At 66.4% G+C, this 16,670-nt stretch carries 15 protein-coding genes; 14 read left to right on the top strand and 1 reads right to left on the bottom strand.

Annotation, left to right across the window (positions count from 1 at the left end):
- Window positions 1–160: 160 nt before the first annotated feature.
- Window positions 161–613 carry a pilus assembly protein N-terminal domain-containing protein gene (locus N177_RS10440; RefSeq protein WP_023432280.1) on the bottom strand — a complete coding sequence of 151 codons (453 nt, stop codon included), beginning with the start codon at window positions 611–613 and terminating at the stop codon, window positions 161–163.
- Window positions 614–1,113: 500 nt separating this feature from the next.
- Between N177_RS10440 and N177_RS21055 the strand changes: the two genes are divergently transcribed.
- The 14 genes from N177_RS21055 (at window position 1,114) to N177_RS10375 (ending at window position 16,564) form a co-directional block, all read left to right on the top strand.
- Complete coding sequence (locus tag N177_RS21055; RefSeq protein WP_023432279.1) at window positions 1,114–1,281, top strand: Flp family type IVb pilin; 168 nt, start codon at window positions 1,114–1,116, stop codon at window positions 1,279–1,281.
- Window positions 1,282–1,363: 82 nt separating this feature from the next.
- Complete coding sequence (locus tag N177_RS10435) at window positions 1,364–1,870, top strand: A24 family peptidase (RefSeq protein WP_023432278.1); 507 nt, start codon at window positions 1,364–1,366, stop codon at window positions 1,868–1,870.
- Between the two features lie 120 nt (window positions 1,871–1,990).
- Window positions 1,991–2,764 carry a Flp pilus assembly protein CpaB gene (cpaB, locus tag N177_RS10430; protein WP_040485604.1) on the top strand — a complete coding sequence of 258 codons (774 nt, stop codon included), beginning with the start codon at window positions 1,991–1,993 and terminating at the stop codon, window positions 2,762–2,764.
- A 70-nt stretch (window positions 2,765–2,834) separates the two neighbouring features.
- The gene (locus tag N177_RS10425; protein WP_244444266.1) at window positions 2,835–4,313 is read left to right on the top strand and encodes a type II and III secretion system protein family protein; all 1,479 of its coding nucleotides are present in this window, start codon (window positions 2,835–2,837) and stop codon (window positions 4,311–4,313) included.
- Between the two features lie 23 nt (window positions 4,314–4,336).
- Entirely contained in the window at window positions 4,337–5,014 is a 678-nt protein-coding gene (locus N177_RS20600) for a CpaD family pilus assembly protein (RefSeq protein ID WP_023432275.1), read from the top strand.
- A 1-nt stretch (window position 5,015) separates the two neighbouring features.
- Window positions 5,016–6,293: a CpaE/TadZ family protein gene (locus N177_RS10415; protein ID WP_023432274.1), complete on the top strand. Its 1,278-nt coding sequence runs from the start codon at window positions 5,016–5,018 to the stop codon at window positions 6,291–6,293.
- 12 nt (window positions 6,294–6,305) lie between these two features.
- A complete protein-coding gene (locus tag N177_RS10410) occupies window positions 6,306–7,823 on the top strand; it encodes a TadA family conjugal transfer-associated ATPase (protein ID WP_023432273.1) in 1,518 nt (505 codons plus the stop codon).
- Window positions 7,824–7,826: 3 nt separating this feature from the next.
- On the top strand, window positions 7,827–8,825 hold the full coding sequence (locus N177_RS10405) for a type II secretion system F family protein (protein WP_023432272.1): 999 nt from the start codon (window positions 7,827–7,829) through the stop codon (window positions 8,823–8,825).
- 16 nt (window positions 8,826–8,841) lie between these two features.
- A complete protein-coding gene (locus tag N177_RS10400; protein WP_023432271.1) occupies window positions 8,842–9,828 on the top strand; it encodes a type II secretion system F family protein in 987 nt (328 codons plus the stop codon).
- A 133-nt stretch (window positions 9,829–9,961) separates the two neighbouring features.
- Entirely contained in the window at window positions 9,962–11,551 is a 1,590-nt protein-coding gene (locus tag N177_RS10395) for an ABC transporter substrate-binding protein (protein ID WP_200863387.1), read from the top strand.
- An 81-nt stretch (window positions 11,552–11,632) separates the two neighbouring features.
- On the top strand, window positions 11,633–12,613 hold the full coding sequence (locus N177_RS10390) for an ABC transporter permease (protein WP_023432269.1): 981 nt from the start codon (window positions 11,633–11,635) through the stop codon (window positions 12,611–12,613).
- Window positions 12,613–13,557 (top strand): ABC transporter permease, encoded by a 945-nt coding sequence (locus N177_RS10385; RefSeq protein ID WP_023432268.1) that lies wholly within the window; start codon window positions 12,613–12,615, stop codon window positions 13,555–13,557. The genes N177_RS10390 and N177_RS10385 overlap by 1 nt, the downstream gene beginning before the upstream one ends.
- A gap of 5 nt (window positions 13,558–13,562) precedes the next feature.
- Window positions 13,563–15,302: an ABC transporter ATP-binding protein gene (locus N177_RS10380; protein ID WP_023432267.1), complete on the top strand. Its 1,740-nt coding sequence runs from the start codon at window positions 13,563–13,565 to the stop codon at window positions 15,300–15,302.
- 74 nt (window positions 15,303–15,376) lie between these two features.
- A complete protein-coding gene (locus N177_RS10375; protein WP_023432266.1) occupies window positions 15,377–16,564 on the top strand; it encodes a M20 aminoacylase family protein in 1,188 nt (395 codons plus the stop codon).
- Window positions 16,565–16,670 lie beyond the last annotated feature (106 nt).

The raw sequence follows: 16,670 nt of genomic DNA, 5'->3' as shown, positions 1-16,670 counted from the left end.
TGAACGGAAGCGGCCGAAGTAAGAGAGGCCTTTTCTTGCGCATCGACTGATCCTCGGGTGGAGAAGCGCGCGGTCTGTCGCGCCGATTTCCAGCCTGGATCAACCCATAAAAAGCTTTCGGAACCCTTGCCTCTATACCAGGGGCGAGGAGGCAGCCTGTTTATTGGGCCATTTGGCCGCGCGAGAGGCCGATGCGGCCTTCGAACTGCTGTTGCAGGGTGTCGAAGTCGTCCTTCTGCGTGCCGGGGGTCAGCATGCCGTTGCAGTTGGGCGTGCAGCTGTAGGAGTAGCGGCTCGGCCCGCGCTGCACCGTCACCGTCGTCCGGGCTTCCGCGCCGACCTGGAGAGCGTACTCGCCGACCTTCTCACCGGCCGCGTCGAGCACGATCAGGTTCGTGGCGCCGTAGCTCTTGCCGGTGACCACGAGGAGCTGGGGGCTCTGCACGAGCGCGTCCGCGATCGCCGGGTTGCCGACGATGATCGTGTTGGCCGGCTGATCGAGGCGCAGAACCTCTGCCTCGTCGAGGCCGAGCGTCACCGTCTCGGCCGCCGCGGCGCACGGAAGGGCGAGGAGAGCTGCGAGGAAGGCGGCGCCTCCGAAGCGAGCGATCATGGTTCAACGGCCTCTCTGTACCGGCACGCGCGCGATGCGGCGGTCCTTGGATCACAGCAATAGTGGGAATTGGTAAACAGATCGGAAACGCTTGCGCGCTGTAAGCACAGCCATCGGGCGTGGCCCGACTCGCGTCGGCACGAGATGCCCCGTCGTCTATCGATTGAGAGTATCGAGGCGCCATTCAGGTTCCTGCTCCTGCTGCGGGAGGCGTTTCGATCCTCAATTCAATCGTTAACTTCAGGGATAAACATCCTGCAGACACATTGGCTAACGGAGGTTAACCAATGTTGTGTTTCGGATAATCGCCTTGCGCCATAAATATGGCAAGTTATAATTTGTTTACTATAGGCGGAGACATGGCGGTTATTGGCCTGTCTGCACTATTTCATTAAGCCGTTCGTAACGGGCGGGGCGTAGCGTCACGGCAGTTCCGGACGGGGGAGCCACACCGCGACGGGACGATGTGCAGGAACCGGGAATTTCAGGGAGAAATGAAAATGAAGGCCCTCATCCAGCGCTTTGCCCGCGACGAGTCGGGCGCCACGGCCATCGAGTACGGCCTCATCGCCGCCGGCATCTCGGTTGCGATCATCGTGATCGTCAACACGCTCGGCGAGTCGCTGACCGGCACCTTCACCTCGGTCAACGATCAGCTGAACAAATAAGCTCTCACACCGATGATCCGCGCCGGGAGCCCCGGCGCGGTCATCATCCGTTTCCGCGGCTACCGAAATGGCGGGACACGACATGGACACTTCGATCGTCCTGCTGGCATTTCCGGCCCTCATGGGGCTGGCCGCCTCCTTCGACGCGTTGACCATGACGATCCCCAACCGGATCAGCATCGCGCTCGTGCTGTCCTTCGCCCTGGCCGCGATCCTCGTCGGCTTGCCGGCAGCCGGCGTTTGGGCTCATGTCGGCGCCGGCGCTTTGGCGCTCGCGGTTGGCTTCGCCTGCTTCGCCCTCGGCTGGATCGGAGGGGGGGATGCGAAGCTCGCGGCCGCGGCGGCCCTTTGGATCGGCTGGTCGCATCTTCTGGAGTACGCGCTCCTGTTCTCGATCCTTGGCGGCGTTCTCACGCTCGCGATCCTCATGGGTAGGCAGCTTCCGCTTCCACAGATGCTCTGCAGGGTCGGCTGGATCGATCGTCTGCACGACCGCAACACCGGCATTCCCTATGGGATAGCGCTTGCCGCCGCGGCGCTGGTGCTTTTCCCGGAGACCGGGTGGATGAGCCTCATACCCGCCCCGTAAACTTCCCCTACGGGCGCCTCCAGTTCTCATTAACCATAAGTTGACGAATGAGCCGGCATGCTCGGCCTCATGGTCGCACCTCCGCGGCCGGACGCGATCTCCCGCGCAATGAGGCTCTGTATGAAGGCGGCTCGACTCATCGTCCTTGTCATCGCGATCGGCGCGGGCCTCCTCGCGTGGATGATGGCGCGGAACCTCGGCTCATCCGATGCGGGGCCTGTCGTGGTCCAGCAGGAGATCGACGTCGACGAGGTGCTCGTCGCCGCCAGGGACCTGCCGCCCGGCTCCGTCGTCACGAGCGGCGACATGCGCTGGCAGAAATGGCCCATGGACGGCGTCGGAGCCGGAATGGTCACCCGCTCCGCCAGGGCAGGCGGCGCCGAGGAGTTCGTGGGCGCCGTCACGCGCTCGTCCTTCACCGCCGGCGAGCCGATCCGCGAGACGAAGCTCGCCCAGGCGGGCAGGGGCGGCTACCTCTCCGCCATCCTGCCTGCCGGCAAGCGGGCGGTCGCCACGCGCACCTCGCCGCAGACCGGCGCCGGTGGCTTCATCCTCCCGAACGACCGGGTCGACGTGATCGTGACGCAGCGCCAGTCGGACAACGGGCGCGACCTCTTCGTCAGTCGAACTGTGCTCGAGAACGTCCGTGTGCTGGCCATCGACCAGACGGTGGAGGACCAGGACGGACGGTCCGTGGTGGTCGGCAACGTGGCGACGCTCGAGCTCGAGCCGGGGGATGCGGAGACGCTCGCCCGCGCAGAGCAGCAGGGCGACCTCTCCCTCACGCTTCGCAGCATTCTCGACGGCGAGGGTGACACGACCACCGTCTCCCGCCGCTCCTCGACCGTGAACGTCGTGAAGTTCGGCGTGCAGAGCCAGGTCAACACGAACTGATTTTCGAGCGGATGGATCGGTGATGAACAGGTTGTCTCGGATTCTGGCGCCGCATCGGTCGCATCTGGCGATGCTCGCGGGCGCCGCGTTGCTCACGGTGGCGGCACCGGGCCTCGCGCCGCAAGCCCTCGCGCAGCAGTCTCACATGTCGATCAGCCCGGCGGAGCTCTCGTCCTCGCGGGACGTGGCTCTCGGTCTCGGAAAGTCCCTCGTGATCGACCTGCCGCGGGACGCCAAGGACGTGCTCGTGGCCAATCCCACCGTCGCCGACGCGGTCATGCGGACGGCGCGCCGGGCCTACCTGATCGGTATGACGGTCGGCCAGACGAACGTGTTCTTCTTCGACGAGGCCGGCCGTCAGATCGCGGTGCTCGAGGTGAACGTCGCCCGCGACACGCATGCGATCGGCCAGACGATCCGGCAGCTCATCCCGGGCTCGCAGGTCAAGGTCGAGGCGGCGGCCGACAACATCGTGCTGACCGGCAGCGTTCGGACGCCGGCCGACGCGAAGACCGCCGCCGACATCGCCGCGCGCTACATTGGCGAGCCCGAGAAGGTCTTGAACATGATCTCCTCGGCGGGGTCCGAGCAGGTGCACCTAAAGGTGACGATCGCGGAGGTGAAGCGTTCGGTCCTGAAACAGCTCGGAGTGAACCTCTCGTTCCTTGGCGCCAATAACCGGCTGTCGGGCCAGATCTCGAATCCCTTCTCTGTCAATGGCCCCATCAGCGACACGAGTGTCGTCGCCACGCTCGGTAACGCGACCTGCCGGGCTCTTGCGGGGGGCGACTACGCTCCGGGGGAGATAATTCCCGTGGTGCCGGACCTCATATCTAACGCGTGTAGCAACCTTGGCGGTGCCGTAGACGGCGACCTTGTATCGGCTCAGATCCGCGCGATGGAACAACAGGGTCTCATGCGGGTGCTGGCGGAGCCGACGTTGTCGGCGATCAGCGGCGAAACAGCCGATTTCCTGGCAGGCGGTGAGTTCCCGGTCATCACAGGTGTGGACCGCGACACGGGCGCTCCGACGTTGGAGTTCAAGCAGTTCGGCGTCGCTCTGGGGTTCACGCCTGTCGTCCAGTCCGGTGGGCGCATCTCGATGAAAGTGCGCACGGAAGCAAGTGAACTCTCAAACGAGGGGGCGGTCACCATTGCCAATGGCTACGCGATCCCCGGCCTCCAGGTGCGTCGCGCCGAGACAACGGTCGAACTACCGAGCGGCGGTTCGCTTGTCCTTGCGGGGCTTATCCAGCAGGAGTCACGGCAGGCTTTCAATGGTGTGCCGGGCCTGAAGGACGTGCCGATCCTCGGCGCCCTCTTCCGCAGCCGCGACTACATCAACAACGAGACGGAACTCGTCGTCTTCGCGACGCCCTACCTCGTGAAGCCTGTGGCGGCGAAGGAGCTGACCCGCCCAGACAAGAACCTCGCCCCCGCCTCGGACCCCGCCGCGATCCTGCTCGGCCGCTTCAACCGCCTCTACGGGGTGGGCGGTGCGACGCCGACGGGGGGATACCAGGGCCAGGTCGGTTTCATCGTCGAATGACGCTACAGCCCGGGATCACCGCGATGATGCGCACCTCACACCTCAGCCTCCGCCGGCCTGCCCCGAAGGTCCTGGCGGCGCTCCTGGCGATCCTGCCGGTCGCCGCCTGCCAGAACGGCCAGATGACGACCGCATCGATGCCGATCGCGGTCGAGGACCGCCACCCGATCGGCGTCGTCCCGGAGCGCGTGGTGCTCGATGTGAACGGCGGGGGTGCCGCCGAACTGCAGAGCTTCGTGCTGGCCTATGGGCAGGAGGGCCACGGACCGCTCTACGTCCTCGCCCCGAACGGCGGTGACCGGCGGATGTCGGAAGCCGTCTACGCGGACGCGCGCCGTGCCGCCAACGCTGCGGGCATCCCCGTCGCCTCGATCTCCTACGCCGGTTACGAGCCTGTGACACGGGGTGCGCCGGTGAAGCTCGTCTACGAGCGCATGGTGGCGGCCACGACCTGCGGCCAGTGGCCCGACAATGCTGCGCAGGGGGCGCGAAACGAGCCCTACTACAATTTCGGCTGCGCGACCCAGAAGAACTTCGCGGCGATGCTCGAGGATCCGCGCGATCTCGAGGGGCCGCGCTACCAGACGCCGCGCGACGCCACCCGCCGGGACGTCGTCTTCGACAAGTATCGCCAAGGCGAACGGACCGGCGCTGAGGCCGAGACGGGCGGCGACGGCAGGGCGAGCGAGGTGGGGGAATAGCATGAGCATGGCATTGCGGCACGATGCCGAGGCGGCTTCCGAGCCACGGTCGGAGGTTCAGTCGAACTTCATCCCGCCGCTCCCGCGGGTCACCATCCAGTGCTTCTGCGAGACGTCCCCGCTTCACGCCGCGCTGACCCAGGCATCGGCCGACCGGCGCGTCGCCCGCGCCCACATGACGGTCCAGATGGGCGGCATCGCGGCTGCCGTTCAGGCATATGCCGACCAGCCCACGCCGAACGTCGTGGTGCTGGAATCGACGGCGAACGCGCAGGCGATGCTCGACATGCTCGACCAGTTCGCCGAGCGCTGCGACCCCGGAACGAACGTGATCATCGTCGGCCACACGAACGATATCAGCCTCTACCGTGCGCTGAAGGAGCGGGGTGTCAGCGACTACCTCGTCGCCCCGGTCCCGGCGATGGAGGCACTCCGGGCCCTGTCCTCGATCTATGAGAGCGCCGAAGCCTCGACGCTCGGCCGCACCGTCGCCTTCCTCGGCGCGAAGGGCGGCGTCGGGTCTTCGACGATCGCCCACAACGTCGGCTGGTCGATCGCCCGCGACACGCAGAACGACGTGGTGATCGCCGATCTCGACCTGCCGTTCGGCACCGCAGGCCTCGACTTCAACCAGGACCCGCCGCAGGGCATCGCCGAGGCGATCTACTCGCCGGAGCGTCTCGACGAGGTCTATCTCGAGCGCCTTCTCTCGAAGTGCACGGACCATCTGAGCATCATCGCCGCCCCCTCGACGCTCGAGCGCGAGTACGACCTCGGCGGCGACGCGGTCGAGCCTGTGATCGACATGATCCGCAAGACGGTTCCCGTCGTCGTGCTCGACGTGCCCCACCTCTGGACGCGATGGGCAAAGGGCACGGTGCAGGCGGCCGACGAGATCGTGATCACCGCGATGCCGGACCTGGCCAATCTGCGCAACGCCAAGAACCTGATCGATCTCATCAAGCAGACGAGGCCGAACGACCGGCCGCCGCATCTCGTGATCAACCAGGCAGGCGTTCCGAAGAAGCCCGAGATCGGTGTCGCGGACTTCGCGGCGGCGCTCGAGATCGAGCCTTCGGCGGTCATCGCGTTCGAGCCGCAGCTCTTCGCCACGGCGTCGAACAACGGTCAGATGATCGCCGAGATGCAGGCGAACGCGAAGCCGGTAGAGGCATTCCGGCTGCTCGCCACGACGCTGAGCGGCCGCGGCGAGGTTCGGCGACCGAAGAAGTCGGCGTTCGGGCCGCTCCTCGAGCGGTTGCGTCTGAAGAAGGGGTGACGGGGGTCCGCGATGTTCGGCAGACGAGGCACCGGCGCGCCGCCTGAGGCGCCGAAGACGGACGCCCACACGAAGCCCGTCCAGATCGAGCCGCCGCGCGTTGCGCCGGATCCCGCGCCCGAGCCGGTGGTCGAGCGCGCGAAGACACCACCTCCCGTCATCCCGGAGCCGGTGAAGGCGACCCCGCAGCCCGTGCGCGAGCCGCAGGCGCCGCCGAGCCGGTCCCGTTCGGCCGACTACTACGACACGAAAACCGCGATCTTCTCCGCCCTGATCGACGCCATCGACCTGTCGCAGCTCGCGCGCATGGACACTGAGTCCGCGCGCGACGAGATCCGGGACATCGTCAACGAGATCATCTCGCTGAAGAACGTCGTGATGTCGATCTCGGAGCAGGAAGACCTGCTCGACGACATCTGCAACGACGTTCTCGGCTATGGTCCGCTCGAGCCTCTGCTCGCGCGCGACGACATTGCCGACATCATGGTGAACGGCGCCGACACGGTCTACATCGAGGTGCAGGGGCGCATCGAGCGCACGGGCGTGCGCTTCCGCGACAACAGCCAGCTGATGAACGTGTGCCAGCGCATCGTCAGCCAGATCGGGCGCCGCGTCGACGAGTCCTCGCCGATCTGCGACGCGCGCCTGCCCGACGGGTCGCGCGTGAACGTGATCGCTCCGCCGCTGGCGATCGACGGCCCGACCCTGACCATCCGCAAGTTCCGCAAGGACAAGCTCACGCTCGAAGACCTCGTGAAGTACGGGTCGATCTCGCGGGAGGGCGCCCAGATCCTCGAGGTCATCGGCAAGTCCCGATGCAACGTCCTCATCTCGGGCGGCACGGGCTCTGGCAAGACGACGCTCCTCAACTGCCTGACGGCCTATATCGAGCACAGCGAGCGCGTCATCACCTGCGAGGACGCCGCCGAGCTCCAGCTGCAGCAGCCCCATGTGGTGCGCCTCGAGACGCGCCCGCCGAACCTCGAGGGCGAGGGTGAGGTGACGATGCGCGACCTCGTGAAGAACTGCCTGCGCATGCGGCCGGAGCGCATCATCGTCGGCGAGGTGCGTGGCCCCGAGGCCTTCGACCTCCTCCAGGCGATGAACACCGGTCACGACGGCTCGATGGGCACGCTTCACGCCAACAGCCCTCGCGAGGCGCTGTCGCGTATCGAGGGCATGATCCTGATGGGCGGCTACAACCTGCCGCCGCGCACGCTGCGCGAGATGATCGTGTCTTCGATCGACGTGATCGTGCAGGCGGCCCGCCTGCGCGACGGCTCGCGTCGCATCACGCACATCACCGAGGTGCTGGGCACCGAGGGCGACGTGATCACGATGCAGGACCTCTTCGTCTACGACATCCAGGGGGAGGACGCGGGAGGCCGGGTGATCGGCCGGCACCGCTCGACCGGCGTCGCCCGGCCGGGCTTCTGGGATCGGGCCCGCTATTTCGGCGAGGAGAAGAAGCTCGCGGCCGCGCTCGATGCCGCCGAGGCTCCGGATCCGGCCATGGCCGGGGGGCTCTAGCTCATGCTCGGCGCGACGGCGACAGCGCTCGCGATGGCCTTCATGGCGGCGGTGGCCGTCGGCGGCCTCGCATGGGTCTTCCTGGGACCGCTCCTCTCGGGCCAGTCTCCGGCTGAGAAGCGGGTGAAGGCGCTGACGCGCCACCAGGGGAACGCCCTTACGAGCTCGGTCCGCAACGAGCTCGCGGACATGCAGAAGCGCCGCAAGCAGCTGGCCGACACGCTGAAGGAGATCGAGACCAAGAACAAGAAGCGCAAGAGACCGCCGCTCAGAGCAAGACTCGCGCAGGCGGGCCTAAGCTGGGAGATCAACACGTTCGTGATCGTCAGCTTCGTCTTCGCGGCGGTCGGGGGTTTCGTCGCCTACGCGGTCGGCGCGCCGCTTCTGGTCGTCCTCGGCGTGGTGCTGGCCGCGGGGCTCGGGGCTCCGCAATGGCTCGTGAACTACCTGATCGCGCGGCGGACGAAGAAGTTCCTCAACGAGTTCGCCAACGCGATCGACGTCATCGTGCGTGGCGTGAAAGCCGGTCTGCCGCTGGCCGACTGCATACGCGTCGTCGCGGCGGAGGCGCAGGAGCCGGTGCGCACCGAGTTCCGGCGGGTGATCGAGTCCCAGGGCGTCGGCCTGCCGCTCGCCGAGGCGGTGGAGCGCATGTACGAGAGGATGCCGCTTCCGGAGGTGAACTTCTTCGTGATCGTGGTGGCGATCCAGCAGAAGGCGGGCGGCAATCTCTCCGAGGCACTCGGGAACCTGTCGAAGGTTCTTCGCGATCGTCGCAAGATGCGCCAGAAGATCATTGCAATGAGCCAGGAGGCGAAGGCCTCGGCAGCGATCATCGGTGCTCTGCCCGTCGTCGTGATGCTTCTCGTTTTCCTGACGAGCCCGGAATACATCTCGCTCCTCTGGCAGGAGCAGCTCGGGCACATCATGCTGGTCGCGTCGGCGTTCTGGATGCTCTGCGGCATCCTGGTGATGCGCAAGATGATCAACTTCGACTTCTGAGGAAGGCGGGAATACGATGCTGCGCGGCCTTATGAACTTCACCGACGCGCTCTATCAGCCGGAGGTCCTCGTTGCCGTGCTGGTTGCGATCGCCGCCTTCGCCGCGGTGGTCTCGGCTGCGATGCCCTACATGACGGCCGACCGCCTCGGCTCGCGCATGCGCTACGTCGCGAAGGAACGCGATCGCCTCCGCGCACAGGAGAGGGCGCGGCTCGCGGCCGAGGGCCCGGGCTCCCTTCGCCGCAACGCGGCCAAGCCGTACATGCAGCGCGTCGTCGACCAGCTGAATCTCCGGAAGCTGCTCGAGAGCGACGATACGCGCACGAAGCTCAAGATGGCTGGCCTTAGGAGCCAGGCGCATCTCATCACCTTCCTGTTCTTCCGCGTCGTGCTGCCCCCGGTCCTGTTTCTGGTCGTGGCGATCTACATGTTCTTCATCGGCGGCTACGAGGAGCAGCCGACGATGGTCAAGTTCCTCGTGGCACTCGGGGCAGCCTATCTCGGGTTCTTCGCTCCCAACATCTACATCTCGAACAAGGTCAAGCGCCGCCAGCAGGAGATTCAGCGGGCCTTTCCCGACGCGCTCGATCTCATGCTGATCTGCGTGGAGTCCGGCATGTCGATCGAGCAGGCGTTCCGCAGGGTGTCGAACGAGATCGGCTCGCAGTCGATCGCGCTTGCGGAGGAGCTCAGCCTCACGACCGCCGAGCTCTCCTACCTGCAGGATCGCCGCGCGGCCTACGAGAATCTCGGAAAGAGGACCGGGCTCGAGGGCGTGAAGGCCGTCGTCACCGCGCTCACCCAGGCCGAGCGCTACGGCACGCCGCTCGGAAACGCCATGCGCGTCATGGCCCAGGAGAACCGGGACATCCGCATGTCCGAGGCCGAAAAGCGCGCCGCCGCCCTGCCTCCCAAGCTGACAGTGCCGATGATCGTGTTCTTCCTGCCGGTCCTGTTCATCGTGATCCTGGGACCCGCTGCCATCAAGCTCATGCGCCTCTGATCTTCCGGCCGTCGCGAAATCCGGAAGTCGATCCTCCGCCATCTTCCACCTTTGGCTGGTGACAGCACGACGGGCACGGCTATAAGCTCGGCCCAATCAGCCAGAGCTGAAGAACAAGCCGGAGGACGAACTGATGAGAATCATGGGTCTGTCGCTCGCCGCTGGCGTCGCGGTGGCCGTTTCGGCGATCTCTCCCGCCGATTCCGCCACGCTGCGATGGGCGTTCCAGGGGCAGCTGAACGCGCTCGATCCCTACACGCTCAACGAGACGTTCACGCTCGGCCAGCTCGGCAACGTCTACGAAGGCCTCACGCGGCGCGGCCCCGACCTCGAGATCGAGCCGGCGCTGGCCGAGAGCTGGGAGATCATCGAGCCCACGCGGTGGCGGTTCCACCTGCGGCAGGGCGTGAAGTTCCACAACGGCAACGACTTCAACGCCGATGACGTCGTGTTCTCCGCGGAGCGCGTGCAGTCGCAGAACTCGGATCTGAAGACCCGCCTGCCGGGCGACGTGAAGGTCGAGAAGGTCGACGACCACACGGTCGACTTCGTCCTGTCCCAGCCGAACCCGATCCTGCACTACGAGTGGGACACCTGGTACATCATGGACAAGGAATGGTCGGAGGAGAACGGGGCGACGGAAGTCGTGTCGGCATCCGACCGCTCCGACAACCGAGCAGCCTTCGAGACGAACGGCACAGGCCCCTACACGATCGACAGCCACGAGCCGGGCGTGCGGACCGTCTTCAAGGCCAATCCCGACTGGTGGGACGAGATCGAGGGCAACATCGAGGAGGTCGTCTTCACGCCGATCTCCCAGGATTCGACGCGGGTCGCCGCTCTGCTTTCGGGCGAAGTCGATCTCGTCGATCCCGTTCCCGTGCAGGACGTCGCCCGGGTGGAGCAGAACCCGAATACCGACGCGCTGACCGGGCCCGAGCTGCGCACGATCTTCCTCGGCTTCAATTCGATGGACGACGAGCTCTCGAGCTCGGACATCAAGGGGGAGAACCCGTTCAAGGACGCGCGCGTCCGCAAGGCCCTCTACCAGGCCATCGACATCGAGGCGATCAAGCAGAAAGTCATGCGCGGAATGTCCGAGCCGTCCGCGCTCCTCATCTCGCCGCTGCTCTACGACCGCGCCGGCGAGTTCGAGCGTCATGCCTACGATCCCGAGGCCGCGATGCAGCTCCTCGAGGAGGCGGGGTATGGCGACGGCTTCACCGTGACGATGGACTGCCCGAACGACCGCTACGTCAACGACGAGGCCATCTGCCAGGCGGTCGCGTCCATGGTTGCGAAGATCGGCGTGAGGATCGACCTCAACGCGCAGCCGAAGGCCCAGTATTTCGGAAAGGTGCTCGCGACGGGCGGGTACGACACCGACTTCTATCTTCTCGGCTGGACGCCCTCGTCGATGGACTCCTACAACATCTTCGCCAACCTTTCGGGCTGCCGCGACGAGACGGGCAAGGGCAGCCCGTTCAACCTCGGCGGCTGGTGCAACGAGAAGGTCGACGAGCTTGCCGGCCAGGTGCTGACCGAGAACGACCCGGACAAGCGCAACGAGCTGATCTTCGAAGCCTTCTCCATCATGCACGACGAGGTCTCGCACATCCCGCTTCACCAGCAGTCGCTGGCGTGGGGCAAGTCGACGAAGCTCGATCTCGTCCAGAGGGCCGACAATCAGGTCCTCTTCAAGTGGATGACGCTCAGCGAGTGATCACCGCTCCGGGGCCGGCCCCTCGGCCGGTCCCGCCCTCGACCCGCCGCCTCCGTTTGTCGTTCCAAGAGTAGGGGCTCCGTGGCCGGCTATATTCTCCGACGCCTCGTCCAGTCGATCGTGGTGATGCTGGCAGTGGGCCTCATCGCCTTCATGATGTTCCGCTACATCGGCGATCCCGTGAACCAGATGGTCGGTGTCGACACGACCCCGGAGCAGCGCGCGGCGCTGCGCGAGAGGCTGGGCCTCAACGATCCGATGATCGTGCAGTACGCCCGCTACATGTGGAACGCCGCGCAGTTCAAGTTCGGCACCTCCTACCAGTTCAAGGAGCCGGTCGCGCAGCTGATCGCCTCACGGCTGCCGGCGACCCTCGAGCTGTCGATCGTTTCGGCGCTTTTCGCCCTCCTCGTCGGCGTGCCGATGGGCGTCTACACCGGAATCAACCGCAATTCCTGGCTTTCGAAGGTCTTCATGACCGTTTCGCTCGTGGGCATCTCGCTGCCCACCTTCCTGATCGGTATCCTGCTGATCTTCGTCTTCTCCGTGCACCTGCACCTCCTGCCGAGCTTCGGCCGCGGCCAGGTCGTCGATCTCGGCTTCTGGCGGACCGGCCTCCTGACCGGGTCCGGCCTCAAGGCCCTGATCATGCCGGCGATCACGCTGGGGCTCTTCCAGATGACGCTGATCATGCGCCTCGTGAGGTCCGAGATGCTCGAGGTGCTGCGCACCGACTACATCAAGTTCGCCCGCGCCCGGGGCCTGTCGAGGCGTGCGATCAACTTCAGCCACGCGCTGAAGAACACGCTGATCCCGGTCATCACCATCACCGGCCTCCAGCTCGGTTCGATCATCGCCTTCGCGATCATCACCGAGACGGTGTTCCAGTGGCCGGGCATGGGCCTCCTGTTCCTGCAGGCGGTGCAGAATGTCGACATCCCGATCATGGCCGCCTACCTGTTGCTGATCGCCTTCCTCTTCGTGCTCATCAACCTCGTCGTCGACATCCTCTACACGGTGGTCGATCCGCGTGTCCGGGTGGACGGGGGAGCGTCGGCCTGATGAGCGAGACGAGACAGATCGCCCCCGACGAGCGCCGCGGCATTCTGGCACGCTCGCTCGACTCCGACCTCCTGCACTCCTTTCTCGCCTCGAAGGTGACGGTGCTCGCGGCGATCGTGACGGCGGTCTTCTTCCTCGGTGCACTGCTCGCGCCGCTGATCGCCCCGCACGATCCCTTCGACCTCAGGCAGATCTCGATCATGGACTCCCTCGTGCCGCCGGCGTGGAGCGATATGGGCGACCCGCGCTTCCTCCTCGGCACCGACGATCAGGGCCGCGACATCCTCTCGGCCATCATGTACGGCGCCCGCATCTCTCTCGCCGTCGGGTTCTGCAGCGTCATACTGGCGGCGATCATCGGCATCACGCTCGGCCTCGTCGCGGGCTATGTCGGCGGCTTCACCGACACGGTCATCATGCGGATCGCCGACGTGCAGCTGACCTTCCCGGCGATCCTGATCGCGCTCCTGATCAACGGCAGCGTCCACGCCGTGATGGACGTGACGCGGGAGCAGTCGGCCTTCTGGGTGCTCGTCGTCTCGATCGGGCTCTCCTTCTGGGTCCAGTACGCCCGCACCGTGCGCGGCTCGACCTTGGTGGAGCGGAACCGCGAATACGTGCAGGCCGCGCGCGTGATCGGGGTCCACCCGATCCGGATCATGATCCGCCACGTCCTGCCGAACGTGATGGGGCCGGTGCTCGTGATCGCGACCATCAACCTCGCGCTGGCGATCATCACGGAGGCGACGCTGTCGTTCCTCGGCGTCGGCATTCCGCCGACGCAGCCCTCGCTCGGGACGCTGATCCGCATCGGCCAGGACTTCCTGTTCTCCGGCGAGTGGTGGATCACGATCTTCCCGGGCTTCGCGCTCGCCGCGCTCGTCCTCGCCGTGAACCTTCTCGGCGACTGGCTCCGCGACGCGCTCAACCCGAAGCTGAGGTGAGCGGGATGGGCCTTCTCGACATCCGCAACCTCACGGTCGATTTCCCGAGCCGCCGCGGCACGTTCACGGCGGTGCGGGACGTCGCTCTCGACGTGCAGCGCGGCGAGATCCACGGTCTCGTCGGCGAGTCCGGCGCCGGCAAGTCGACGATCGGCAACGCGATCATGGGCCTGCTAGAGCCGCCGGGGCGCATCGCGAGCGGCGAGATCGAGATCGAGGGGCGGCGCATCGAGAGCCTTCCGCCCGAGGAGATGCGCAAGGTCCGCGGCAAGACCGTGTCGATGATCTTCCAGGACCCACTGTCATCGCTGAACCCGCTCTTCACGGTCGAGCGGCAGCTCGTCGAGACGATCCGCGAGCACAACCGGATGAGTGAGCGGGAGGCGAAGGCCTTCGCGGTCGATCTCCTCGACCAGGTCGGGATCCCGAAGCCGGCGGAACGCGTCGCGCAGTATCCGCACCAGTTCTCGGGCGGCATGCGCCAGCGCGTCGTGATCGCGCTCGCCCTGTGCTCGAACCCCGACCTCGTGATCGCGGACGAGCCGACGACGGCGCTCGACGTCTCGATCCAGGCGCAGATCCTGAACCTCATCCGGTCCCTGTGCACCGAACGCAATGTCGGCGTCATCCTCGTCACCCACGACATGGGCGTGATCGCGGAGACGACCGACCGGGTGGCGGTGATGTATCGCGGCCGGATCGTGGAGCGGGGCGCGACGCGCAAGGTCCTGGGCGATCCCGACCACGAATACACGAAGAGCCTCGTCGCCGCCGTGCCGCGACCGGACGTCAGGCTGCACCGCTTCCCGATGGTCAGCTACATCGAGGGCCCGGCCCGAGAGTTCGAGGCGATCGACCTCGGGAAGCACTGGCTGGGCCAGGGCCGCCGCGACGCCTCGAACGACCGGCACGAGAACCTGATCGAACTCAGGAACCTCGAGATGGACTTCGAGACGAGGCGCTCGATCTTCCCGAGCCGCCGTCGCCACTTCCGGGCGGTCGATGGCGTCTCGCTTCAGATCCGGGAGGGCGAGATCTTCGGCCTCGTGGGCGAATCCGGCTCGGGCAAGTCGACGGTCGCCCGCCTCATCTCAGGGCTCTATACCCCGACGGGCGGCGAGATCCTGTTCGACGGCACCGATATCGCCAGGCTGGGGGCCAGTGCGGAGCGACGGCCCTTCCAGCGGCAGATGCAGATGATCTTCCAGGACCCCTATTCGTCGCTCAACCCGCGCATGCGGGTGGCCGACATCGTGGCGGAGCCGATCCGCCACCACAACCTCGCGTCGGGCGGCGCCGAGCGTCGGGCGGTCGTCGAGGATCTGCTCGAGCACGTGGGGCTCGGCCGGGAGGCGGCGCGGAAATACCCGCACGAGTTCTCGGGCGGCCAGCGCCAGCGCATCTCGATTGCCCGGGCGCTCGCCACAAGGCCACGCTTCCTGATATGCGACGAGCCGACCTCGGCGCTCGACGTTTCGATCCAGGCGCAGATCCTGAACCTTCTCAAGGACCTGCAGGAAGAGCTCCGGCTGACGCTGCTGTTCATCAGCCACGACCTGCCCGTTATGCGGCAGATGTGCCACCGGATCGGCGTCATGCAGAACGGCCGGCTGTGCGAGGTGGCTGAGACCGAGGACCTCTTCGAGCGCCCGCAGCACCCGCACACCCAGGAGCTCGTTCGGCTGATGCCTCGCCTCGACTATCTCTCGAGGCGCGGGCTCGACATGGAGCCCGCTCACGCCTGACCAGATCCGCGGGCGTCCCCCCGCGGCAGCTTTCCGGCGCCCCAGAGGGCGCTCCATCGAAAGAGGACTTTCAGATGCCCATCAAGGACGATGTGCGCCCTTATCTCGACGAGCTGACCGCCATTCGCCGCGATTTCCACGCCCATCCCGAGCTCGGCTTCGAGGAGGAGCGCACGAGCCGGATCGTGGCGGAGAAGCTCAAGGAGTACGGCGCCGACGAGGTGCACACCGGGATCGCCAGGACCGGAGTCGTCGGCGTGGTGCGGGGGAAGGGCGGCTCGAACCGCGCCGTCGGGCTGCGAGCGGACATGGACTGCCTGCCGATGGACGAGGTGAACACGTTCGAGCACCGCTCCGTCCACCCCGGCCGGATGCATGCCTGCGGCCATGACGGGCACACGACGATGCTGCTCGGCGCGGCGCGCTATCTCGCCGAGCATCGCGACGCCTTCGACGGGATCGTCTATCTCTACTTCCAGCCCGCCGAGGAGGGCCGCGCCGGAGGCCGCGTGATGGTCGAGGACGGGCTCTTCGAGAGGTTCGACGTGGAGCAGGTCTACGGCATGCACAACATGCCGGGACTGCCGCTCGGCGAGATCGCGATGCGGTCGGGGCCCTGCATGGCGTCCGCCGACGAGTTCGAGATCCGCGTTTTCGGCAGGGGGAGCCACGGCGCGATGCCCCATGTCAGCCGCGACCCGGTCATCGTCGGCTCCTCGATCGTGATGGCGCTGCAATCCATCGTGTCACGGCGGGTCGACCCGATCGAGGAGGCGGTCGTCTCCGTCACCCAGTTCCACGCGGGCTCGGCCTTCAACGTCATCCCCGAGGAGGCCGTCCTGCGCGGCACCTGCCGCAGCTTCCTCCCGTCGGTGCGCGACCTGCTGGAGAGCGAGCTTCGGCGTGTCGCGACGAACGTCGCTGCGGCCTACGACGCGCGGGCCGAGGTGACATACATGCGCAACTATCCAGCGACCATCAACACGCCCGCCGAGACCGAGACCGCGGCGATGGTCGCCCGGGCCGTCGTGGGAGAGGCGAAGGTTCAGACGGACGCAGCGCCGAAGATGGGCGCGGAGGACTTCTCTTACATGCTGAACGAGCGGCCGGGCGCCTATATCTGGCTCGGCAACGGCATGCCCGGCGAGAAGGGCGGCGCGATGGTCCACACGCCGCAGTACGACTTCAACGACAACGCCATACCCTACGGAGTGAGTTTCTGGGCCCAACTCGTGGAGACCGTGCTTCCGGTGGAGCGGTAGGCGCCAGAGGCCCCGATGTGGCGGCGGCGAGCCAGCGCCGCTGGTCTCTTCATCGCATTTGGAGCCCCCGCCACGCGACTTGCCGCTGGACCTCTGCCACTTTGAG

Source organism: Lutibaculum baratangense AMV1, from assembly GCF_000496075.1.
Lineage (GTDB): Bacteria > Pseudomonadota > Alphaproteobacteria > Rhizobiales > Tepidamorphaceae > Lutibaculum > Lutibaculum baratangense.
Note: the sequence above shows the minus strand (reverse complement) of the source record. Positions and strands in the feature narration are given on the sequence as shown.